Origin of the sequence: Variovorax sp. M-6, from assembly GCF_052114385.1 — a bacterium.
GTDB lineage: Bacteria > Pseudomonadota > Gammaproteobacteria > Burkholderiales > Burkholderiaceae_C > Variovorax.
On record NZ_JBFREQ010000003.1, the window covers coordinates 17341 to 38131 of the forward strand.

Sequence of the window (20791 nt, forward strand, 5' to 3'; positions counted from 1 at the left end):
TGCGCGTGGGGGAGATTCATGCCGCTATTGTCCCCACTGATCGGCCCGGGCCTCGATGTCCTCGGCAAAACGCTCTATGAACATGAGGGCTCTCACCTGCCGCACCGCTTCGGCGTAGTCGCCCTTTTCGTCGATCAGCCAGTCGAGCGAGGACAGCGCACGCGCGCGGCCGTCCTCGACTTCGCTGCGCAGCTTGTCGAGCGCGGCGGCGTCGCCGGCGTCGTCGAGCTCCTCGCGCCATTCCATCTGCTTCATCAGGAACTCGGGCGGCATCGCGGTGTTGGTCTCGGCGTTGAGGCGCGCACCATGGAGCTCGCACAGGTAGGTCGCGCGCTTGATCGGGTTCTTGAGCCGCTGGTAGGCCTCGTTGATGCGCACCGACCACTGCATCGCAATGCGCTGCGCCGCGGCGCCCTGGGCGGCAAAACGGTCGGGGTGGGCCTCGCGCTGCAGTTCCTTCCAGCGCGCATCGAGCGCGGCCCGGTCCTGGGCGAAGCGCGCCGGCACGGCGAAGAGCTCGAAATCAGTGTCGTTCAGGTTCATGGCGTTAAAAAGCCGCCAGCACATGACATGGTGGCGGCTCGGGCGCGAAGCCGGTCGGGATCAAATGCGGAAGCTCTCGCCGCAGCCGCAACGGTCGCGTTCGTTCGGGTTGTTGAACTTGAAGCCCTCGTTGAGGCCTTCGCGCACGAAGTCGAGCTGGGTGCCGTCGATGTAGGCGAGGCTCTTCGGGTCGACCAGCACCTTGATGCCATGGTCCTCGAACACCACGTCCTCGGGCGCGAACTCGTCGACGTACTCGAGCTTGTACGCAAGGCCCGAGCAGCCGGTGGTCTTGACGCCCAGCCGCACGCCCACGCCCTTGCCTCGTTTGCCGAGGTAGCGGGAGACGTGGCGCGCAGCCGATTCGGTCAGGGTCACAGCCATGTCAGTGGACGGCTTCCTGGGCCTTGGCAACAACGCCATGTTTGGCCTTGTAGTCGCTCACGGCTGCCTTGATCGCATCTTCGGCCAGGATCGAGCAGTGGATCTTGACCGGCGGCAGGGCCAGTTCTTCGGCGATCTGCGCATTCTTGAGCGCGGCCGCTTCGTCGAGCGTCTTGCCCTTGACCCATTCGGTCACGAGCGAGGAAGAGGCGATCGCGGAGCCGCAACCGTAGGTCTTGAAGCGCGCGTCTTCGATCACGCCGGTTTCGGGGTTGACCTTGATCTGCAGCTTCATGACGTCGCCGCAGGCCGGTGCGCCGACCATGCCGGTGCCTACCGAGTCGTCGCCCTTCTCGAACGAGCCGACGTTGCGGGGATTTTCGTAGTGGTCGATGACCTTGGATGAGTAAGCCATGGGGTACCTCTTTGAATTTTCAGTGAGCCGACCACTGGATCGTGCTGATGTCAATGCCGTCCTTGAACATTTCCCACAGCGGGCTCAGTTCGCGGAGCTTGGCGACGTTGTGCTTGATGGTCGAGATCGCGTAGTCGATTTCTTCTTCGGTCGTGAAGCGGCCGATCGTCATGCGAAGGCTGCTGTGGGCCAGTTCGTCGCTGCGGCCGAGCGCGCGCAGCACGTAGCTGGGCTCGAGACTGGCCGAGGTGCAGGCGGAGCCGCTGGACACGGCCAGGCCCTTGATGCCCATGATCAGCGACTCGCCTTCGACGTAGTTGAAGCTCATGTTCAGGTTGTGCGGCACGCGCTGCGCGAGATCGCCGTTGATGAAGACCTGTTCGACATCCTTCAGGCCGTCGAGCAGGCGCTTCTGCAGCGCGCTCGCCTTGGCGATGTCTTCCTTCATCTCGAGCCTGGCAAGGCGGAAAGCCTCGCCCATGCCCACGATCTGGTGCGTCGGCAAGGTGCCCGAGCGCATCCCGCGCTCGTGGCCGCCGCCGTGCATCTGGGCCTCGAGCCGCACGCGCGGCTTGCGCCGCACATACAGCGCGCCGATGCCCTTGGGGCCGTAGGTCTTGTGCGAAGCCAGGCTCATGAGGTCGATCGGCAGCGTCTTGACGTCGATCTCGACCTTGCCGGTGGCCTGTGCCGCGTCGACGTGGAAGATCACGCCCTTCTCGCGGCAGATGTTGCCGAGCGCCACCACGTCCTGGATGACGCCGATCTCGTTGTTCACGAACATCACGCTCGCGAGGATGGTGTCGGGGCGGATCGCGGCCTTGAAGGCCTCGAGGTCCAGCAGGCCGTCCTCCTGGACATCCAGGTACGTCACCTCGAAGCCCTGGCGCTCGAGCTCGCGCATGGTGTCGAGCACGGCCTTGTGCTCGGTCTTCACCGTGATGAGGTGCTTTCCCTTGCCCTTGTAGAAATGCGCCGCACCCTTGATCGCGAGGTTGTTCGACTCGGTCGCGCCGGAGGTCCAGACGATCTCGCGCGGGTCGGCGCCGATCAGGTCGGCGACGTCGGCACGCGCCTTCTCGACCGCTTCTTCGGCTTCCCAGCCCCAGGCGTGGCTGCGCGACGCCGGGTTGCCGAAATGCTCGCGCAACCAGGGAATCATCGCATCGACGACGCGAGGATCGACCGGCGTGGTGGCGCCGTAGTCGAGATAGATCGGGAAATGAGGAGTGACGTCCATGGCTGGCTCAGGCTGGCGTGGGGTTGATCTTTGGAAGGTCGAGGCGGCTGGATCGGCGCCCGAAGGCGCCGCCGGATCAGGATTTGGCGAAGGCGTTGCCCAGTGCGAACACCGAATTCGGTGCGTTGACGCGGATCGGCTTGACCACCGGCTGCGCCGAGATCGCGCGCTTGACGGCCGGCTTGTTCTCGATCTGCACACCCTTGGCGATCTGGTCGTCGACCAGCTTCTGCAGCGTGACGGAATCGAGGAACTCGACCATGCGCTGGTTCAGCGAGGCCCACAGCTCGTGCGTCATGCAGCGGCCGGCTTCGCCGAGGCAGTTTTCCTTGCCGCCGCACTGGGTGGCGTCGATCGGCTCGTCGACCGAGACGATGATGTCGGCCACCGTGATGTCGGCCGCCTTGCGGCCGAGCGAGTAGCCGCCGCCAGGGCCACGGGTCGACTCGACCAGTTCGTGGCGGCGCAGCTTGCCGAACAGCTGTTCGAGATAGGACAGCGAGATCTGCTGCCGCTGGCTGATCGCAGCCAGCGTGACCGGACCGGTGTTCTGGCGCAGCGCCAGGTCGATCATGGCCGTGACCGCAAAGCGGCCTTTGGTAGTGAGACGCATCGCAAGCTCCTTGAGTGCTTACCGTTGAAATGACACCAGGCCTGGAGGCCGCGGTGACGTCGTCTCCGCCCTGTCCGCCTCCTGCTCCATAGGTGAACCTGTGGGTTGGAGTCGGCCCTTCATCGCGAAGTTCGTTTGTTCTTGAGTATTTCGGTCAAGTATAGCAGAAGCCCCTGCGCCCTGCTGGGGTAAACCCCCGGAGTTTGGCTCGCCCCCAGGTTGGCTCACTTCGTGTAGCCGCCGCCCACCCCCTTCCGGGGGCGACACCAGCGGCCCGGCAAAGCCGGTTCCGCGGTGTTTCACGAACGGGCCTGGCTGCGCCGGCCGGGCGGCCGGGCATGCAACGGGGACGCAAACTCAAATGTTGTCGTGGCCGGGGCCGCCGAAGGCCTGTTCGCGGAGCTCCGCCAATTGGTCGCGGACCCGGGCGGCCTTCTCGAATTCGAGGTTTCGGGCGTGCTCCAGCATGAGCTTTTCGAGCCGCTTGATCTCGCGCGCGATGTCCTTTTCGGACATGTCCTCGACCTTGGCGCGCTCCAGTTCGCGCTTGGCCGCCTCCTTGCCCGATTTTTCGCTGTAGACCCCGTCGATGAGGTCGCGCACCTGCTTCACGATGCTGCGCGGCGTGATGCCGTGAGCCAGGTTGTGGGCGATCTGGCGCTCGCGCCGCCGCTGGGTTTCGCCCATGGCCTTCTTCATCGATTCGGTCATGCGGTCGGCGTAGAGGATCGCCTTGCCGTTCAGGTTGCGTGCCGCCCGCCCGATGGTCTGGATCAGCGAGCGTTCGGCGCGCAGGAAGCCTTCCTTGTCGGCATCGAGGATCGCGACCAGCGACACCTCGGGGATGTCCAGGCCCTCGCGCAGCAGGTTGATGCCGACCAGCACGTCGAAAGTGCCGAGCCGCAGGTCGCGCAGGATCTCGACCCGCTCGACCGTGTCGACGTCGCTGTGCAGGTAGCGCACCTTGACGCCGTTGTCGCCCAGGTAGTCGGTGAGCTGCTCGGCCATCCGCTTGGTCAGCGTGGTGATCAGCACCCGCTCGTTCTTGTCGACCCGCAGGCGGATCTCCTGCAGCACATCGTCGACCTGGTGGGTGGCGGGCCGAACCTCGACCTCGGGGTCGATCAGGCCGGTCGGGCGCACCAGTTGTTCGACCACGTTGCCGGCATTGTCTTTCTCGTACTGCGCGGGGGTCGCCGAGACGAAGATGCACTGGCGCATCCGCTTCTCGAACTCCTCGAACTTGAGCGGCCGGTTGTCCAGCGCCGAGGGCAGCCGGAAACCGTACTCGACCAGCGTGGTCTTGCGGGCCCGGTCGCCGTTGTACATGCCGCCGAGCTGGCCGATCATCTGGTGGCTCTCGTCGAGGAACATCAGCGCGTCCTTCGGCAGGTAGTCGGTCAGCGTGGCCGGCGGCTCGCCCGGCGCGGCACCCGACAGATGGCGCGTGTAGTTCTCGATGCCCTTGCAGTGCCCGATCTCGGCCAGCATCTCGAGGTCGAAGCGGGTGCGCTGCTCGATTCGCTGCGCCTCCACCAGCTTGCCCTCGGCGACGAAGAACTTCAGCCGTTCGTCGAGTTCGAGCTTGATCGTCTCGACCGCGCTCATCACCTTGTCGCGCGGCGTCACGTAGTGGCTCGACGGATAGACCGTGAAGCGCGGGATCTTCTGCCGGATCCGCCCGGTCAGCGGGTCGAACAGCTGCAGGGCCTCGATCTCGTCGTCGAACAGCTCGATCCGGATGGCCAGCTCGCTGTGCTCGGCCGGGAAGACGTCGATGGTGTCGCCGCGCACCCGGAAGGTGCCGCGCGAGAAGTCCTGCTCGTTGCGCGTGTACTGCATGCGGATCAGCCGGCCGATGACATCGCGCTGGCCGATCTTGTCGCCCACCCGCATGATGAAACGCATCTGCGTGTAGTCCTCGGGCGTGCCGATGCCGTAGATGGCGCTCACGGTGGCCACGATCACGGTATCGCGCCGTTCCAGCACGCTCTTGGTGGCCGACAGGCGCATCTGCTCGATGTGCTCGTTGATCGAGCTGTCCTTCTCGATGAACAGGTCGCGCTGCGGCACGTAGGCCTCGGGCTGGTAGTAGTCGTAGTAGCTGACGAAGTACTCGACCGCGTTCTTCGGGAAAAACTCGCGGAATTCGCTGTAGAGCTGGGCCGCCAGGGTCTTGTTGGGGGCGAACACGATCGCCGGGCGGCCCAGCCGGGCGATCACGTTGGCCATGGTGAAGGTCTTGCCGGAACCGGTGACGCCGAGCAGGGTCTGGAACACCTCGCCGTCCTCCACGCCTTCGACCAGCCCGGCGATGGCCGCCGGCTGGTCGCCGGCCGGCGGATAGGGCTGGTAGAGCTCGAACGGAGAACCCGGGAAAGTGACGAATTCGCCCTGCCGGGCAGGCTCCACAGGATCGGCGTGTTGCGGTTCGGGAATGACTTCAGTGGTATCTGGCATGGCGTGGACTCGGGGAGTTGGTGGCGCGACCGGTAAAATTCAAGCCAACCGGGCAGCGTAACGCAGGACCCGGCTTCACGTGAACCGATCATCCAAAGGACTTTTCCATGTCAATGTTCACCGCCGTCGAGATGGCGCCTCGCGACCCGATCCTGGGCCTCAACGAGCAATATGCGGCCGACGGCAATCCGAAAAAGGTCAACCTCGGCGTGGGCGTGTACTACGACGACAACGGCAAGCTGCCCCTGCTCGCGTGCGTGCAGGCCGCGGAAGAGGACATGATGAAGGCGCCCAGCGCCCGCGGCTACCTGCCGATCGACGGCATCGCCGCCTATGACAATGCCGTCAAGGGCCTGGTCTTCGGCGCCGACAGCGAACCGGTGAAATCCGGCCGCGTCGCCACCATCCAGGCGATCGGCGGCACCGGCGGCCTCAAGGTCGGCGCCGACTTCCTCAAGAAGCTGAGCCCGCAAGCCAAGGTCCTGATCAGCGATCCGAGCTGGGAAAACCACCGCGCGCTGTTCACCAACGCCGGTTTCGAGGTCGAGAGCTACCCCTACTACGACGCCGCCAAGCGCGGCATCGATTTCGAGGGCATGCTGGCCGCGCTGAAGGCGGCGCCCGCCGGCACCATCGTCGTGCTGCACGCCTGCTGCCACAACCCGACCGGCTACGACATCACGGCAGCCCAGTGGGACCAGGTCATTGCGGCGGTCAAGGCGCAGCAGCTGACCCCCTTCCTCGACATGGCCTACCAGGGCTTCGGCCATGGCATCCAGGAAGACGGCGCCGTGATCGGCAAGTTCGTCGAGGCGGGCCTCACGTTCTTCGTCTCGACCTCGTTCTCCAAGAGCTTCAGCCTCTACGGCGAACGCGTGGGCGCCCTCTCGGTGCTGTGCGAAAGCAAGGAAGAGGCGGCGCGCGTGCTGTCGCAGCTCAAGATCGCCATCCGCACCAACTACAGCAACCCGCCGATCCACGGCGGCGCGGTGGTCGCGGCGGTGCTCAACGACCCGGCCCGCCGCGCCGTCTGGGAAAAGGAGCTGGCCGAAATGCGCGTGCGCATCAAGGCGATGCGCCAGAAGCTGGTCGACGGCCTCAAGGCCGCCGGCGTGAAGCAGGACATGAGCTTCATCACCTCGCAGATCGGCATGTTCAGCTATTCGGGCCTGAGCAAGGACCAGATGGTGCGCCTGCGCGAAGAGTTCGGCGTCTACGGCACCGACACCGGCCGCATGTGCGTGGCTGCGCTCAACAGCAAGAACATCGACTACGTTTGCCAGAGCATCGCCAAGGTCCTCTGACGGACCTGAAGGATCGCTTCGTCCGGGACGCGCTGCGCAACCCGAACAACCGGGCGATCCTCGAGGGCCTGCCCGCGCTGGCCCTGCCCGATGCCTGGCTGGTGGCCGGCTGCCTGTTCCAGAGCGTCTGGAACCTGCGCTGCGGCCGCCCGCCGGAAGCCGGCATTCGCGACTACGACCTGTTCTACTTCGACGCCGCCGACCTGTCGGCCGACGCGGAGCAGCGGGTCGACGAACGGGTGCGGCGGCACTTCTCGGGGCTGCCCGTCACCATCGAGACCAAGAACCAGGCCCGGGTCCACACCTGGTATGCGGACTATTTCGGCGCCAGCTACGCGCCTTCGCTGTGCTCGCGCGACGGCATCGACCGCTTCCTGGTGGACTGCACCTGCGTCGGGCTGCAGCCGCAGGCGGACGGCCCGCTGCTTTACGCGCCCTTCGGCCTCCAGGGGCTGTACGAAGGGATCCTCCGGCCCAATCCGCACTGCCACCAGCCCCGCCTCTATGCCGCCAAGGCAGCGGACTACCGGTCGCGATGGCCCTGGATCCAGGTCCTGGACGCCATCTCGCCGCAGCCCTGAGCGCGGCGATGGGACGAATATCACGGCGGCACCGGCTGAATCGGGTGGGCCCTCTACTTCCGGTCAAGAGCTGCTGATATATTGCATTGCAACAAACTCCCTGGCCACCCCGATGCTCTACCAACTCTACGAAGCGCAGCGTTCCCTCATGGAGCCCTTCGCCGACTTCGCGCAGGCCGCTTCCAAACTCTACAGCCAGGGCGCGGCCTTCGGCCAGGCGCCGTTGGCACAGCGCATGGCCGCCGGCTACGACCTGCTGTACCGGCTGGGCAAGGACTACGAGAAGCCGGAGTTCGGCATCAAGACGGTCAAGGTGGATGGCCACGAGGTGGTGATCCACGAGAGCGTCGAGATCGAGAAGCCGTTCTGCCAGCTGCGCCGCTTCAAGCGCTTCACGGACGAGCCGGACACCCTGCAGACGCTCAAGAGCCAGCCGGTGGTGCTGATCGTGGCCCCGCTGTCGGGCCACTACGCCACGCTGCTGCGCGACACCGTGCGCACCATGCTGCAGGGCCACAAGGTCTACATCACCGACTGGATCAACGCGCGCCTGGTGCCGCTGTCCGAAGGCGAATTCCATCTCGACGACTATGTCAACTACGTCGAGGACTTCATCCGCTACCTGCAGGCCGAATACGGCAACTGCCACGTGATCAGCGTCTGCCAGCCCACGGTGCCGGTGCTGGCGGCGGTGTCGCTGATGGCCAGCCGCGGCGAGAAGACGCCGCTGTCGATGACCATGATGGGGGGCCCGATCGACGCCCGCAAGTCGCCCACCGCGGTCAACAACCTGGCGATGAACAAGAGTTTCGAGTGGTTCGAGAACAACGTGATCTACCGCGTCCCGGACGGCTTTCCGGGCGCAGGCCGACGCGTCTACCCGGGCTTCCTGCAGCACACGGGCTTCGTGGCGATGAACCCGGACCGCCACGCCAGCAGCCACTACGACTACTTCAAGGACCTGATCAAGGGCGACGGCGCCAGCACCGAGGCGCATCGCAAGTTCTATGACGAGTACAACGCGGTGCTCGACATGGATGCCGACTACTACCTCGAAACGATCCGCACGGTGTTCCAGAAGTTCGACCTCGTGAACGGCACCTGGGAAGTGAAGAACGCCGACGGCGTGCGCGAAACCGTGCGGCCCCAGGACATCCATTCGCTCGGGCTCCTGACGGTCGAGGGCGAACTCGACGACATCTCCGGCTCCGGCCAGACCCGCGCCGCGCACGATCTGTGCACCGGCGTGTCCGCCAAGGAACAGCGGCACTACGAGGTCAAGGGCGCAGGCCACTACGGCATCTTCAGCGGACGCCGCTGGCGCGACCAGGTCTACCCCGAGGTCCGGGACTTCATTGCGGCGCACGACAAGCCGCAGAAGCGCGCCAGCCGCGTGATCCTGGCAGCGGAAGACACGATCAAGGCCAGCCCGGCGCGCAAGAAGCCGGTGGCAGTGGCGGCGCGCAAGGTGCCGACGGCACGGCGCGCGAGCGCCGTCAAGCGCAAGTCCGCATGAGATCGTGACACCGACGGCCGCACACCTGCTGGACGCGCTGCCGCAGACGCAGTGCACGCGTTGCGGCTACCCCGATTGCGCCGGCTACGCCGAGGCCATCGCAGCCCATGAGGCCGACATCAACCAATGCCCGCCCGGCGGCGCCGAAGGCGTGCAGCGTCTCGCGCGGCTCACGGGCAGGCCCGTGCGGGCGATCGATCCGCAGTTCGGCGTCGAGGGGCCGCGCGCCCTCGCCGTGATCGACGAGGCCTGGTGCATCGGCTGCACCCTCTGCCTCGACGCTTGCCCGACCGACGCCATCGTGGGCATTCACAAGCGCATGCACACCGTGATCGACGCGCACTGCACGGGCTGCGAACTGTGCATCCCGGCCTGCCCGGTGGACTGCATCTCGCTTGAAACGGTCACGCCGGGCCGAAGCGGCTGGCAGGCCTGGTCGCAGGAACAGGCCGATCATGCGCGCGCCCGCTACGAGGCCCACGCCAGCCGACGAGCCAAGGCCGCCCCCTCGGCCGCACCGGCGAACGACGCGCAAGCGGACGCGCCCGACGCCACCGATCGCAAGCGTGCGATCGTCGAAGCAGCGCTGGCCCGTGCCCGCGCGGCAGCCAAGGACTTGCGCAAGCCATGAAGCGCCAGGTCGCCCCCGAGGCAAATGCCGGATGAGCATCGACACCCTGCTCCTCTTCGCCTTCGCTTCCATCGCGCTCGCGATCACGCCCGGCCCCACCATGCTGCTGGCGCTCTCCAACGGCATCTCGGGCGGCATGCGTGCGGCCGCCTGGGGCATCGCCGGCGCCTCGCTGGGCAGTTGCATCGTGATCACCACGGTCGCGCTGGGCCTGGGTTCGCTGCTTGCGGCCTCGGAGTGGCTCTTCAACGCGATCCGAGTCGCGGGGGTGCTCTACCTGGTCTGGCTCGGGATCAAGCTTTGGCGCACGCCGCCGGCCGACGTCGGTGCTGTGCTGGCGGCCTCCTCGGCCCGGCCGCTGCGCGGCCGGCTGGCGCTGCTGCGCAGCCTGGCCGTGGCCTTGTCGAACCCGAAATCGCTGCTGTTCTTCGCGGCCTTCCTGCCGCAGTTCGTCGATACCGCCCAGCGCCAGGCGCCGCAGTACCTGGTGCTCGGCGCGGTCTTCGTCGGCATCGACACGCTGGTGATGCTCGGCTACGCGACGGCCGGCACCCAGGCGGTGCGCTGGCTTTCGCAGGGCAGCCTGCGCGCGCTCAACCGCGGCTGCGCGGCGGGGATGTGGCTGCTGGCCGCAACACTCGCAGTCTGGCGCCGTCCAGGCGCCTGACCGCGCGGCTTCTCAGCCTGCCGCCAACGCCGCGAAGGCGCTCACCACCTCAGGCGGGGCCTGCACCAGTTCGATCAACACGCCCTCGCCCGCGATCGGGAACTCGTCGTTGCTCTTCGGGTGCAGGAAACAGATGTCGAAGCCGGCCGCGCCCTGGCGGATGCCGCCCGGCGCGAAACGCACGCCCTGCGCCGTGAGCCATTCGACGGCCGTCGGTAGATCGTCGATCCACAGCCCCACATGGTTCAGCGGCGTGGCGTGGACCGCGGGCTTCTTCTCGGGGTCCAGCGGCTGCATCAGATCGACCTCGACCTTGAAGGGGCCGCTGCCGATCGCGCAGATGTCCTCGTCGACGTTCTCGCGCTCGCTCCTGAACGTGCCCGTCACCTCGAGGCCCAGCATTTCGACCCACAGCTTCTGCAGCCGGGTCTTGTCCGGGCCGCCGATGGCGATCTGCTGGATGCCCAGCACCTTGAATGGACGCGTCATGCACATGCTCCTTGTTCAGAGGTCGAACGGGCCTGGAGACCCAGCTTGGCCAGCAGCTTCACATCGGCCTCGACATCGGGGTTGCCCGTGACCAGCAGCTTGTCACCGTAGAAGATCGAATTCGCGCCGGCCAGGAAGCACAGCGCCTGGACCGCATCGCCCAATTGCTGGCGGCCGGCCGACAGACGCACGCGCGCCTTCGGCATCGTGATGCGCGCGATCGCGATCATTCGAACGAAATCGAGCGGATCGATCGGTTCCGAATCTGCCAGCGGCGTGCCGGGCACGCGCACCAGGCTGTTGATCGGCACCGACTCCGGATAGGGGTCGAGGTTGGCGAGCTGGGCGATCAGCCCCGCGCGATGCACAGGCGCCTCGCCCATGCCCACGATGCCGCCGCAGCAGACGCTGATGCCGGCCGCGCGCACATGCGCCAGCGTGTCGAGCCGATCCTGGTAGCTGCGGGTGTCGACGATGTCGCTGTAGTACTCGGGCGCCGTGTCGAGGTTGTGGTTGTAGTAGTCCAGCCCCGCGGCCTTGAGCTGCAGCGCGTGCTGCGGCTCGAGCATGCCGAGCGTGGCGCAGGTCTGCAGGCCCAGGCCCTTCACGGCCTCGACCAGCACCGCGACCTTCTCGACGTCGCGGTCCTTGGGTGCGCGCCAGGCGGCACCCATGCAGAAACGCGTCGCGCCCGCGTCCTTGGCGGCCTGCGCAGCACGCAGCACCTCGTCGACCTCCATCAGCTTCTGCGCCTGGACGCCGGTGTCGAACTCGGCCGACTGCGGGCAATAGCCGCAGTTCTCCGGACAGCCGCCGGTCTTGACCGACAGCAGCGTGGCCAGTTCGATGTCCGCGGCGGGGAAATGCGCGCGATGCACCGTCTGCGCCTCGAACAACAGATCGTTGAAGGGCTTGTCGAGCAGGGCCTGGACGGCCTCGACGGTCCATGGGCCGGTGGGCGCGACGGGCGTCGCGGCCGGACGGCGCAGGGTGACGGCCTTCTCGACCGACAGATCGTGGGCGCCCATCTACGCAAACTCCATGATCACCTGGTCGACCGAGAGCGATTCGCCCTTGGCCGCGGAGATGCTGCCGACCACGCCGTCTTGCGTCGCGAACAGCACGTTCTCCATCTTCATCGCCTCGATGACGGCGAGCTTCTCGCCCGCCTGCACCTGTTGGCCCGGCTGCACCGAGACCTCGACCAGCAGACCTGGCATCGGCGACATCAGGAACTTGCTCAGGTCCGGCGGTGCCTTGTAGGGCATCAGCGCGAGCAGCCGCGCACCGAGCGGCGACAGCACCATCGCCTCGATCTGCGTTCCGTTGTGCACGACGCGCAGCGCCAGCGGATTCTTGCCTGCGCCGCGTTCGACCTGCGCGGTGAAGACACGGTTGTTGACCATGCCTTCGACCCGGACGCTGCCGAGCGGCGCCTTGCTGTCGATCTTGTAGTCGTGGCCACCCACCGCCACCGCGCTGGAGCCGGTGTGGCCGTGGTAGTCGGTGACCGACACGGGCTTGTGCACGTGATGGCCCTTGTCGTCCATCACGACCACCACGAACTGCTCGCCCACCTTCACGCCATGGCCCTCGAGCTGGCCGCTGATGCCCGAGGCCCGCGCCCGGTAGCGGCGATGCATGTAGGCCGCCAGCGCGACCAGAAAATCGGGATCGTCGTGCGGGACATCCTCGGCATGGAAGCCTCGGCCGTAGTGCTCGGCGATGAAGCCGGTGTTGAAGTCGCCGCTGACGAACTTCGGGTGCGCGAGCAGCGCCGCCTGGAACGGAATGTTGCTGCTGATGCCGCGGATCACGAAGCCGTTGAGGGCTTCGCGCATCAGCGCGATGGCATGCGCGCGATCCCGGCCGTGCACGATCAGCTTGGCGATCATCGAGTCGTAGAACATCGGGATCTCGCCGCCGTCGTAGACGCCGGTGTCGACCCGCACGCCGTACAGGTGCTCGGTGTCGGCCGAGAACATGGTCTCCTTCGGCGGCTGGAAACGCACCAGCCGGCCGGTCGAGGGCAGGAAGTTTCGGAACGGATCCTCGGCGTTGATGCGGCACTCGATGGCCCAGCCCTCGCGCTTCACGTCCTTCTGCGCCAGCGGCAGCTTCTCGCCGGCGGCGACGCGGATCATGAGTTCGACCAGGTCGAGGCCGGTGATCGCCTCGGTCACCGGATGCTCCACCTGCAGCCGGGTGTTCATCTCGAGGAAGTAGAAGCTCTGGTCCCTGCCGACCACGAATTCGACCGTGCCCGCGCTCTGGTAGTTCACGGCCTTGGCCAGCGCCACGGCCTGCTCACCCATCGCCTTGCGCGTCGCCTCGCTGATGAAGGGCGACGGCGCCTCCTCGATGACCTTCTGATGACGGCGCTGGATCGAGCATTCGCGCTCGTTGAGATAGATCACGTGGCCATGAGCGTCGCCCAGCACCTGGATCTCGATGTGGCGCGGCTCCTCGACGAACTTCTCGATGAACACGCGGTCGTCGCCGAAGCTGTTGCGCGCCTCGTTGCGGCAGGAGGTGAAGCCCTCGAACGCGTCCTTGTCGTTGAAGGCCACGCGCAGGCCCTTGCCGCCGCCGCCGGCCGAGGCCTTGATCATCACCGGGTAGCCGATGTCCCTGGCAATCTCCACGGCGCGCTCGGCGGTCTCGATGGCGTCGTTCCAGCCCGGAATGGTGTTGACCTTGGCCTCGTTGGCGAGCTTCTTCGAGGCGATCTTGTCGCCCATCGCCGCAATCGAGTAGTGCTTGGGGCCGATGAAGATGATGCCCTCCTCCTCGACCTTGCGCGCGAAGGCTTCGTTCTCCGACAGGAAGCCGTAGCCCGGGTGCACGGCTTCAGCCCCGGTCTTCTTGCAGGCCGCGATGATGCGGTCGGCCTGCAGATAGCTCTCGCGGCTGGCCGATGCCCCGATGTGGACGGCCTCGTCGGCGAGCTCCACATGGCGCGCGTCCTTGTCGGCATCGGAATAGACGGCGACCGTGAGGATGCCCATTTTCTTGGCGGTCTTGATGACGCGGCAAGCGATCTCGCCGCGGTTCGCAATCAGGATTTTCTTGAACATGTTCGTGTCTCCCAGCCTCAGAGCGGAATGTTGCCGTGCTTGCGCCACGGGTTCTCGAGTTTCTTCTCGCGCAGCATCACCAGGCTGCGGCAGATCCGCTTGCGCGTCTCGCTCGGCAGGATCACGTCATCGATGTAGCCCCGCGTGCCGGCCACGTACGGGTTGGCAAAGCGCGCCTTGTACTCGGCCTCGCGCGCCGCCAGCTTCTCGGGATCGTTCTTGTCCTCGCGGAAGATGATCTCGACCGCGCCCTTGGCGCCCATCACCGCGATCTCGGCCCGCGGCCAGGCCAGGTTGACGTCGCCGCGCAGGTGCTTCGAGGCCATCACGTCGTAGGCGCCGCCGTAGGCCTTGCGCGTGATCACCGTGATCTTCGGCACCGTGCACTCGGCGTACGCGTAGAGCAGCTTGGCGCCGTGCTTGATGATGCCGCCGTACTCCTGGCTGGTGCCGGGCATGAAGCCGGGCACGTCGACGAAGGTCACGACCGGGATGTTGAAGGCGTCGCAGAAGCGCACGAAGCGCGCCGCCTTGATCGACGACTTGATGTCGAGGCAACCGGCCAGCACCAGCGGCTGGTTGGCGACGATGCCCACGCTCTGGCCTTCCATGCGGGCGAAACCGATCACGATGTTCTTCGCATAGTCGGGCTGCAGTTCGAAGAAGTCGCCGTCGTCGACCACCTTCTCGATCAGCTCCTTCATGTCGTAGGGCTTGTTCGGGTTGTCGGGCACCAGCGTGTCGAGCGAGAGGTCGGCGCGCTCGGCCGGGTCGCCGCTGGGCCGCACCGGGGGCTTCTCGCGGTTGTTGAGCGGCAGGTAGTTGTAGAGCCGGCGCAGCATCATCAGCGCCTCGACGTCGTTCTCGAAGGCCATGTCGGCCACGCCGCTCTTGGTGGTGTGGGTCGAAGCGCCGCCCAACTCCTCGGCCGTCACGTCCTCGTGCGTCACCGTCTTCACGACTTCGGGGCCGGTGACGAACATGTAGCTGCTGTCCTTCACCATGAAGATGAAGTCCGTCATGGCGGGCGAGTACACCGCGCCGCCCGCGCACGGGCCCATGATCATGCTGATCTGCGGCACCACGCCCGAGGCCATCACGTTGCGCTGGAACACGTCGGCATAGCCGCCGAGCGAGGCCACCCCTTCCTGGATGCGGGCGCCGCCCGAATCGTTGAGGCCGATGACCGGCGCGCCGACCTTCATGGCCTGGTCCATCACCTTGCAGATCTTCTCGGCGTGGGCCTCGCTGAGGGCGCCGCCGAAGACGGTGAAGTCCTGGCTGAAGATGAAGACCAGGCGGCCGTTGATCATTCCGTAGCCGGTGACCACGCCATCGCCCGGGATCTTGTTGTCGGCCATGCCGAAGTCGCTCGAGCGGTGCTCGACGAACATGTCCCACTCTTCGAAGGTGTTGTCGTCGAGCAGCAGTTCAATGCGCTCGCGCGCCGTCAGCTTGCCCTTGGCATGCTGGGCGTCGATGCGCTTCTGGCCGCCGCCGAGCCGCGCCTGGGCGCGGCGTTTTTCGAGTTGTTCGAGGATTTCTTTCATGACGTTCCGTCGTAAGAGTTGATTCTTGTTGAAAGGCATTGCCGCAGGCTACGCCTGTCCGGCCTGTGCGGCGAGCAGTTGGCGCGCCGCCGTCGATGCCGGCAGCGTGCCGGCCGCCACCTGGGCCACGGCCTGCGGCAGCAATTCGCGGACTTGCGGATGCTGGCGGAAGGCCTGCTTGAGTCCGGCGTCGATGCGTTCCCACATCCAGGCCAGCGCCTGCTTCTCGCGCCGCGTGTCGAAGCGGCCGTTGGCCGCCTGCAGCGCCTTGAACTCCAGCACCGCGGCCCAGAAGCCATCGACGCCGGTGCCCAGCAGCGCACTGAGCTGGATCACCTTGGGCAGCCAGAAGCGCACTTCGGCCTCGGGCGTGCCCGGCGCGGCATGGGCCGCATGCATGACTTGCGCGTGCGCCGGATTGCCGTGGTGGCCGAACAACCGCAGCGCCGAGGTGATCTGGGCTTGCGCGCGCGTCGCCGCATCCTTGTCGATATCCGATTTGTTGATGACGACGAGGTCGGCCAGCTCCATCACGCCCTTCTTGATCGCCTGCAGGTCGTCGCCGGCATTGGGCAGCTGCAGCAGCACGAACATGTCGGTCATGCCCGAGACCGCGGTCTCGCTCTGGCCGACGCCGACGGTCTCGACGATCACGATGTCGTAGCCGGCGGCCTCGCAGACCAGCATCGCCTCGCGCGTCTTCTCGGCCACGCCGCCCAGCGTACCGCTCGAGGGGCTGGGCCGGATGTAGGCACGCTCATGCACCGACAAATGCTCCATGCGCGTCTTGTCGCCGAGGATGGAGCCGCCCGAGACGGTGGACGACGGGTCGATCGTGAGCACGGCGACGCGGTGGCCCTGCGCGATCAGGTGGAGCCCCAGGGTCTCGATGAAGGTCGACTTGCCGACCCCCGGCACACCCGAGATGCCGAGGCGGAAGGACTTGCCGGTATGCGGCAACAGGGCCGTGAGCAGCGCGTCGGCCTGCGCGCGATGGTCGGCGCGGGTCGATTCGAGCAGCGTGATCGTCTTGGCGATCGCGCGGCGCTGCGACGGGCCTTCGGTCGCCAGCAGCGCTTCCACCGTGACCGGTGCCTTGGCGGGCGGCATCTTCAGGCCGCAACCGCCGCGCGAATCTGCTCGAGCACGTCCTTGGCGCTCGCCGGGATCGGGGTGCCGGGGCCGTAGATGCCCTTGACGCCCGCCTCGTAGAGGAAATCGTAGTCCTGGCGCGGAATCACGCCGCCCACGAAGACGATGATGTCGTCGGCGCCCTGCTTCTTCAGTTCCGCGATGATCGCCGGCACCAGCGTCTTGTGGCCCGCGGCCAGCGTGCTGACGCCCACCGCGTGGACGTCGTTCTCGATCGCCTGGCGGGCGCATTCCTCGGGGGTCTGGAACAGCGGGCCCATGTCGACGTCGAAGCCGAGGTCGGCGAAGGCGGTCGCGACCACCTTGGCGCCGCGGTCGTGGCCGTCCTGGCCGAGCTTGGAGATCATCACGCGCGGGCGCCGGCCCTGCGCTTCCGCAAAGGCGGCGATCTCGTGCTGCAGCGCCTCCCAGCCTTCGGCCGAGTCGTAGGCCGCGGCATAGACGCCGGTGACCTTCTGGGTGTCGGCGCGGTGGCGGCCGTAGATCTTCTCGAGCGCGTCGCTGATCTCGCCGACCGTGGCGCGCAGGCGCACCGCCTGGATGCTGAGCTCGAGCAGATTGCCCTCGCCGCTTTCCGCTGCCGCGGTCAGCGCGTCGAGCGCGGCCTGGACGGCGGCGCTGTCGCGCTTCTCGCGGATCGCCTTGAGCTTGGCGACCTGGCCGTCGCGCACCTTCATGTTGTCGATCGACAGGCTGTCGATCGCGTCCTCGGCCTTGAGCTTGTACTTGTTGACGCCCACGATCACGTCGCGGCCCGAGTCGATGCGGGCCTGCTTGTCGGCCGCGGCGGCCTCGATCTTGAGCTTGGCCCAGCCGCTGTCGACGGCCTTGGTCATGCCGCCCATCGCCTCGACCTCCTCGATGATCGCCCAGGCCGCATCGGCCATGTCCTGGGTGAGCTTCTCCATCATGTAGCTGCCGGCCCAGGGGTCGATCACGCTCGTGATGTGGGTCTCTTCCTGGATGATGAGCTGCGTGTTGCGCGCGATGCGCGAGCTGAACTCGGTCGGCAGCGCGATGGCCTCGTCGAGCGCGTTGGTGTGCAGGCTCTGGGTGCCGCCGAACACCGCGGCCATGGCCTCGATGGTGGTGCGCACGACGTTGTTGTAGGGGTCCTGCTCGGTCAGCGACCAGCCCGAGGTCTGGCAATGCGTGCGCAGCATCAGGCTCTTGGGGTTCTTCGGCTCGAACTCCTTCATGATCCGGCACCACAGCAGGCGCGCCGCGCGCATCTTGGCGACCTCGAGGTAGAAGTTCATGCCGATGGCCCAGAAGAAACTGAGCCGGCCCGCGAAGCCGTCGACGTCGAGGCCCTTGGCCAGCGCGGTCTTCACGTATTCCTTGCCGTCGGCCAGCGTGAAGGCCAGCTCGAGCGCCTGGTTGGCGCCGGCTTCCTGCATGTGATAGCCGCTGATCGAGATCGAGTTGAACTTGGGCATCTTCTGCGCCGTGTACTCGATGATGTCGCCGATGATCCGCATGCTCGGCGCCGGCGGGAAGATATAGGTGTTGCGGACCATGAACTCCTTGAGGATGTCGTTCTGGATGGTTCCGCTCAACTGGTCTTGCGCCACGCCCTGCTCTTCCGCCGCGACCACGTAGCCCGCCAGCACCGGCAGCACCGCGCCGTTCATGGTCATCGAGACGCTGACCTTGTCGAGCGGGATCTGGTCGAACAGGATCTTCATGTCCTCCACCGAATCGATCGCCACCCCGGCCTTGCCGACGTCGCCGGTGACGCGCGGATGGTCGCTGTCGTAGCCGCGGTGGGTGGCGAGGTCGAAGGCCACGCTGACGCCCTGGCCGCCGGCCGCCAGTGCCTTGCGATAGAAGGCATTCGATTCCTCGGCGGTCGAGAAGCCCGCGTACTGGCGGATGGTCCACGGGCGCACCGCGTACATCGTGGCCTGCGGGCCGCGCAGGTAGGGCTCGAAGCCGGGCAAGGTGTCGGTGTACTCGAGCCCCTGCAGGTCGGCCGCCGTATAGAGCGGCTTGACCGTGATGCCGTCCGGCGTGATCCAGTTCAACGCTTCGAGGTTGCCGCCCGGCGCGGACTTGGCGGCCGCCTTGGTCCAGGCTTCGAGGGTCGCAGGCGAGAAGGTGTATTCGGTTTTGCTCATGGGCGCCGCTTTGGAAATCATGCGAGGTTCGAGGAGTGCCTGCACTGTTGCAGGACAGCGCCCCGGAGTCTACCTCATCCGTAATTATTAATTCAAAGAACAAACATGCGGTACATTTCAGCCATGTCCGCTGTCACCCTCACCCCGCGCGCCCTCTATGAAGAGGTGGCGGAACTGCTGCGCCAGCGCATCTTCAGCCGCGAACTCGAACCCGGCGGCTGGATCGACGAACTCAAGCTGGCCGAGGAATACGGCATCAGCCGCACGCCGCTGCGCGAGGCGCTGAAGGTGCTGGCGGCCGAGGGGCTGGTGACGATGAAGGTGCGGCGCGGCGCCTACGTGACAGAAGTGTCGGAGAAGGACCTGTCGGACGTCTACCACCTGCTGAGCCTGCTCGAGAGCGACGCCGCAAGCGTGGTCGCCGGTCACGCCACCGATGCCGAACTGGCCGATCTCGAACGCCTGCATGCGGAGCTCGAAGCTGCGGCGACGCCAGGCCATGTCGACCGCGAGCACTTCTTCGCCCTCAACGAGCGCTTCCACATGCGCCTTCTCGCGATCGCGAACAACCGCTGGCGCGACCAGATGGTGGCCGACCTGCGCAAGGTGATGAAGCTCAACCGCCACAACTCGCTGCTGAAGGCCGGGCGCATCGGCGAATCGCTGCGCGAACACCGCGCGATCATGGCGGCGATCAAGGCGCGCGATCCGCAGGCCGCGATGGCCCGGACGCAGGAGCATTTCCGCAACGGGCTCGAAGCGGCGAACTGAGCTCGCCCCCAGGTTGGGCTCACTGCGTGTAGCCCGCCCACCCCCTTCCGGGGGCAACACCAGCGGACTGGCAAAGCCAGATCCGCGGTGTTTCACGAAGGGGCCTGGCTTTGCCGGCCGGGGGAAATTCGGGTTTTCTTGATCAGGCGGGGTGGAGGTCCGTCTCGTGCGCCAGGGCCATGACCTCGTGCGGCGCGCGGGTCTTGAGCTTGTGGTCGCTCCACACCTGCCGCCAGCGGCGGGCGCCGGGCAGGCCGTTGCGCAGGCCCAGCATGTGGCGGGCGACGTTGGACCACGGGGTGCCATGCTCGGCGGCTTCGCGGGCCATGTAGTCGCACATCTGGCGCTCGACCTCTTCCCGCGTCAGGGTCGACGGCGGCTCGCCGTAGAACACCGCATCCCATTCGGCCAGCCACCAGGGGTTGTGGTAGGCCTCGCGGCCGATCATGACGCCGTCGAGCAGGCGCAGATGCGCATGCATCTGCGCGTTGTCGGCGAAGCCGCCGTTGATCGAGAACGCGAGCGCGGGAAAGTCGTGCTTGAGCCGATGCACCAGCTCGTAGCGCAGCGGTGGCACCTCGCGGTTCTGCTTGGGCGACAGGCCCTTGAGCCAGGCGTTGCGGGCATGAACGATGAAGGTCTCGCAGCCCGCCTCGCTGACCTTGCCGACGAAATCGCGCACGAAGTCGTAGCTCTCGATCTTGTCGATGCCGATGCGGTGCTTGACCGTGACCGGCACGTCGACTACGTCGACCATCGCCTTCACGCAGTCGGCCACCAGCTGCGGCTCGTTCATGAGGCAGGCACCGAAGGCGCCGCGCTGCACCCGTTCGCTGGGGCAGCCGCAATTGATGTTGATCTCGTCGTAACCCCAATCCTGGCCCAGCTTTGCGCAATGCGCGAGATCGGCGGGTTCGCTGCCGCCGAGCTGCAGCGCCACCGGATGCTCCTCGGCGTTGAAGCGCAGGTGGCGCGGCACATCGCCATGGATCAGTGCGCCGGTGGTCACCATCTCGGTGTAAAGCAGCGCATGGCGCGTGAGCAGGCGATGAAGGAAGCGACAGTGGCGGTCGGTCCAGTCCATCATCGGCGCTACGCTGAGCCGAATGCCAGGGTAAGTAGTTGATTCCATTAAGAAAATTCTAACCCTTGAGAGATTTTCCAGCGTTTCAAACGAACCGTTGAGGCGGATATTCAACGGCAACGACGTCGAGCACGCCAAGGCAGTGCGATTCATCCGCTGAAGCAAGGGCTTCTTCAGGGCTCGCTCTGGCGTGG

The 20791-nt window shown here is 66.4% G+C and carries 19 protein-coding genes; 6 read left to right on the forward strand and 13 right to left on the reverse strand.

The features are described from left to right. Window positions 1-24: 24 nt before the first annotated feature. The 6 genes from hscB to uvrB all read right to left on the reverse strand — a co-directional run bounded on the left by hscB (window position 25) and on the right by uvrB (window position 5655). Window positions 25-543 (reverse strand): Fe-S protein assembly co-chaperone HscB, encoded by a 519-nt coding sequence (hscB, locus tag AB4Z46_RS04370; protein ID WP_442282263.1) that lies wholly within the window; start codon window positions 541-543, stop codon window positions 25-27. Between the two features lie 60 nt (window positions 544-603). After that, window positions 604-927: an iron-sulfur cluster assembly protein IscA gene (gene iscA / locus AB4Z46_RS04375; protein ID WP_286507593.1), complete on the reverse strand. Its 324-nt coding sequence runs from the start codon at window positions 925-927 to the stop codon at window positions 604-606. Window position 928: 1 nt separating this feature from the next. Next, window positions 929-1342 (reverse strand): Fe-S cluster assembly scaffold IscU, encoded by a 414-nt coding sequence (gene iscU, locus AB4Z46_RS04380; RefSeq protein ID WP_442282264.1) that lies wholly within the window; start codon window positions 1340-1342, stop codon window positions 929-931. 19 nt (window positions 1343-1361) lie between these two features. After that, complete coding sequence (locus AB4Z46_RS04385; RefSeq protein ID WP_442282265.1) at window positions 1362-2582, reverse strand: IscS subfamily cysteine desulfurase; 1221 nt, start codon at window positions 2580-2582, stop codon at window positions 1362-1364. 76 nt (window positions 2583-2658) lie between these two features. Continuing rightward, on the reverse strand, window positions 2659-3195 hold the full coding sequence (gene iscR, locus AB4Z46_RS04390) for a Fe-S cluster assembly transcriptional regulator IscR (RefSeq protein WP_158720462.1): 537 nt from the start codon (window positions 3193-3195) through the stop codon (window positions 2659-2661). Between the two features lie 357 nt (window positions 3196-3552). Further along, window positions 3553-5655 carry an excinuclease ABC subunit UvrB gene (uvrB, locus tag AB4Z46_RS04395; protein WP_442282266.1) on the reverse strand — a complete coding sequence of 701 codons (2103 nt, stop codon included), beginning with the start codon at window positions 5653-5655 and terminating at the stop codon, window positions 3553-3555. A 107-nt stretch (window positions 5656-5762) separates the two neighbouring features. Here uvrB and AB4Z46_RS04400 point away from each other — a divergent pair, with 107 nt between their 5' ends. The 5 genes from AB4Z46_RS04400 to AB4Z46_RS04420 all read left to right on the forward strand — a co-directional run bounded on the left by AB4Z46_RS04400 (window position 5763) and on the right by AB4Z46_RS04420 (window position 10354). Beyond that, window positions 5763-6959, forward strand: a complete 1197-nt coding sequence (locus tag AB4Z46_RS04400; protein ID WP_442282267.1) for an amino acid aminotransferase — start codon at window positions 5763-5765, stop codon at window positions 6957-6959. Beyond that, on the forward strand, window positions 6932-7540 hold the full coding sequence (locus AB4Z46_RS04405; protein ID WP_442282268.1) for a nucleotidyltransferase family protein: 609 nt from the start codon (window positions 6932-6934) through the stop codon (window positions 7538-7540). Before AB4Z46_RS04400 ends, AB4Z46_RS04405 begins: the two co-directional genes overlap by 28 nt. 112 nt (window positions 7541-7652) lie before the next feature. Then, window positions 7653-9056 carry a polyhydroxyalkanoate depolymerase gene (locus AB4Z46_RS04410; protein ID WP_442282269.1) on the forward strand — a complete coding sequence of 468 codons (1404 nt, stop codon included), beginning with the start codon at window positions 7653-7655 and terminating at the stop codon, window positions 9054-9056. A 4-nt stretch (window positions 9057-9060) separates the two neighbouring features. Continuing rightward, complete coding sequence (locus AB4Z46_RS04415) at window positions 9061-9687, forward strand: RnfABCDGE type electron transport complex subunit B (protein ID WP_442282270.1); 627 nt, start codon at window positions 9061-9063, stop codon at window positions 9685-9687. A gap of 31 nt (window positions 9688-9718) precedes the next feature. After that, the gene (locus tag AB4Z46_RS04420; RefSeq protein ID WP_442282271.1) at window positions 9719-10354 is read left to right on the forward strand and encodes a LysE family translocator; all 636 of its coding nucleotides are present in this window, start codon (window positions 9719-9721) and stop codon (window positions 10352-10354) included. 12 nt (window positions 10355-10366) lie between these two features. Here the strand turns inward: AB4Z46_RS04420 and AB4Z46_RS04425 are convergent, their stop codons facing one another. The 6 genes from AB4Z46_RS04425 to scpA are packed head-to-tail and all read right to left on the reverse strand — an operon-like array spanning window position 10367 to window position 18742. Beyond that, window positions 10367-10843, reverse strand: coding sequence for a VOC family protein (locus AB4Z46_RS04425; protein WP_442282272.1), 477 nt, complete (start codon window positions 10841-10843; stop codon window positions 10367-10369). Next, window positions 10840-11871: a biotin synthase BioB gene (bioB, locus tag AB4Z46_RS04430; RefSeq protein WP_442282273.1), complete on the reverse strand. Its 1032-nt coding sequence runs from the start codon at window positions 11869-11871 to the stop codon at window positions 10840-10842. Before bioB ends, AB4Z46_RS04425 begins: the two co-directional genes overlap by 4 nt. Continuing rightward, the gene (locus AB4Z46_RS04435; RefSeq protein ID WP_442282274.1) at window positions 11872-13920 is read right to left on the reverse strand and encodes an acetyl-CoA carboxylase biotin carboxylase subunit; all 2049 of its coding nucleotides are present in this window, start codon (window positions 13918-13920) and stop codon (window positions 11872-11874) included. A gap of 17 nt (window positions 13921-13937) precedes the next feature. Beyond that, window positions 13938-15470 carry an acyl-CoA carboxylase subunit beta gene (locus tag AB4Z46_RS04440; RefSeq protein ID WP_442282275.1) on the reverse strand — a complete coding sequence of 511 codons (1533 nt, stop codon included), beginning with the start codon at window positions 15468-15470 and terminating at the stop codon, window positions 13938-13940. Between the two features lie 48 nt (window positions 15471-15518). Continuing rightward, window positions 15519-16580 (reverse strand): methylmalonyl Co-A mutase-associated GTPase MeaB, encoded by a 1062-nt coding sequence (meaB, locus tag AB4Z46_RS04445; RefSeq protein ID WP_442282276.1) that lies wholly within the window; start codon window positions 16578-16580, stop codon window positions 15519-15521. A 2-nt stretch (window positions 16581-16582) separates the two neighbouring features. Then, a complete protein-coding gene (scpA, locus tag AB4Z46_RS04450; protein ID WP_442282277.1) occupies window positions 16583-18742 on the reverse strand; it encodes a methylmalonyl-CoA mutase in 2160 nt (719 codons plus the stop codon). A gap of 123 nt (window positions 18743-18865) precedes the next feature. Here scpA and AB4Z46_RS04455 point away from each other — a divergent pair, with 123 nt between their 5' ends. Next, window positions 18866-19513, forward strand: coding sequence for a GntR family transcriptional regulator (locus tag AB4Z46_RS04455; RefSeq protein WP_442282278.1), 648 nt, complete (start codon window positions 18866-18868; stop codon window positions 19511-19513). A gap of 142 nt (window positions 19514-19655) precedes the next feature. On the opposite strand, the gene dusA is transcribed toward AB4Z46_RS04455, so the two are convergent. After that, window positions 19656-20645 (reverse strand): tRNA dihydrouridine(20/20a) synthase DusA, encoded by a 990-nt coding sequence (gene dusA / locus AB4Z46_RS04460; RefSeq protein ID WP_442282279.1) that lies wholly within the window; start codon window positions 20643-20645, stop codon window positions 19656-19658. Between the last annotated feature and the right edge of the window lie 146 nt (window positions 20646-20791).

Excerpts from the sequence above, each read along its gene's own strand:
- hscB (WP_442282263.1), bottom strand. The coding sequence starts at position 543 with ATGAACCTGAACGACACTGATTTCGAGCTCTTCGCCGTGCCGGCGCGC.
- iscA (WP_286507593.1), bottom strand. The coding sequence starts at position 927 with ATGGCTGTGACCCTGACCGAATCGGCTGCGCGCCACGTCTCCCGCTAC.
- iscU (WP_442282264.1), bottom strand. The coding sequence starts at position 1,342 with ATGGCTTACTCATCCAAGGTCATCGACCACTACGAAAATCCCCGCAAC.
- AB4Z46_RS04385 (WP_442282265.1), bottom strand. The coding sequence starts at position 2,582 with ATGGACGTCACTCCTCATTTCCCGATCTATCTCGACTACGGCGCCACC.
- iscR (WP_158720462.1), bottom strand. The coding sequence starts at position 3,195 with ATGCGTCTCACTACCAAAGGCCGCTTTGCGGTCACGGCCATGATCGAC.
- uvrB (WP_442282266.1), bottom strand. The coding sequence starts at position 5,655 with ATGCCAGATACCACTGAAGTCATTCCCGAACCGCAACACGCCGATCCT.
- AB4Z46_RS04400 (WP_442282267.1), top strand. The coding sequence starts at position 5,763 with ATGTCAATGTTCACCGCCGTCGAGATGGCGCCTCGCGACCCGATCCTG.
- AB4Z46_RS04410 (WP_442282269.1), top strand. The coding sequence starts at position 7,653 with ATGCTCTACCAACTCTACGAAGCGCAGCGTTCCCTCATGGAGCCCTTC.
- AB4Z46_RS04420 (WP_442282271.1), top strand. The coding sequence starts at position 9,719 with ATGAGCATCGACACCCTGCTCCTCTTCGCCTTCGCTTCCATCGCGCTC.
- AB4Z46_RS04425 (WP_442282272.1), bottom strand. The coding sequence starts at position 10,843 with ATGACGCGTCCATTCAAGGTGCTGGGCATCCAGCAGATCGCCATCGGC.
- bioB (WP_442282273.1), bottom strand. The coding sequence starts at position 11,871 with ATGGGCGCCCACGATCTGTCGGTCGAGAAGGCCGTCACCCTGCGCCGT.
- AB4Z46_RS04435 (WP_442282274.1), bottom strand. The coding sequence starts at position 13,920 with ATGTTCAAGAAAATCCTGATTGCGAACCGCGGCGAGATCGCTTGCCGC.
- AB4Z46_RS04440 (WP_442282275.1), bottom strand. The coding sequence starts at position 15,470 with ATGAAAGAAATCCTCGAACAACTCGAAAAACGCCGCGCCCAGGCGCGG.
- meaB (WP_442282276.1), bottom strand. The coding sequence starts at position 16,580 with ATGCCGCCCGCCAAGGCACCGGTCACGGTGGAAGCGCTGCTGGCGACC.
- scpA (WP_442282277.1), bottom strand. The coding sequence starts at position 18,742 with ATGAGCAAAACCGAATACACCTTCTCGCCTGCGACCCTCGAAGCCTGG.
- AB4Z46_RS04455 (WP_442282278.1), top strand. The coding sequence starts at position 18,866 with ATGTCCGCTGTCACCCTCACCCCGCGCGCCCTCTATGAAGAGGTGGCG.
- dusA (WP_442282279.1), bottom strand. The coding sequence starts at position 20,645 with ATGGAATCAACTACTTACCCTGGCATTCGGCTCAGCGTAGCGCCGATG.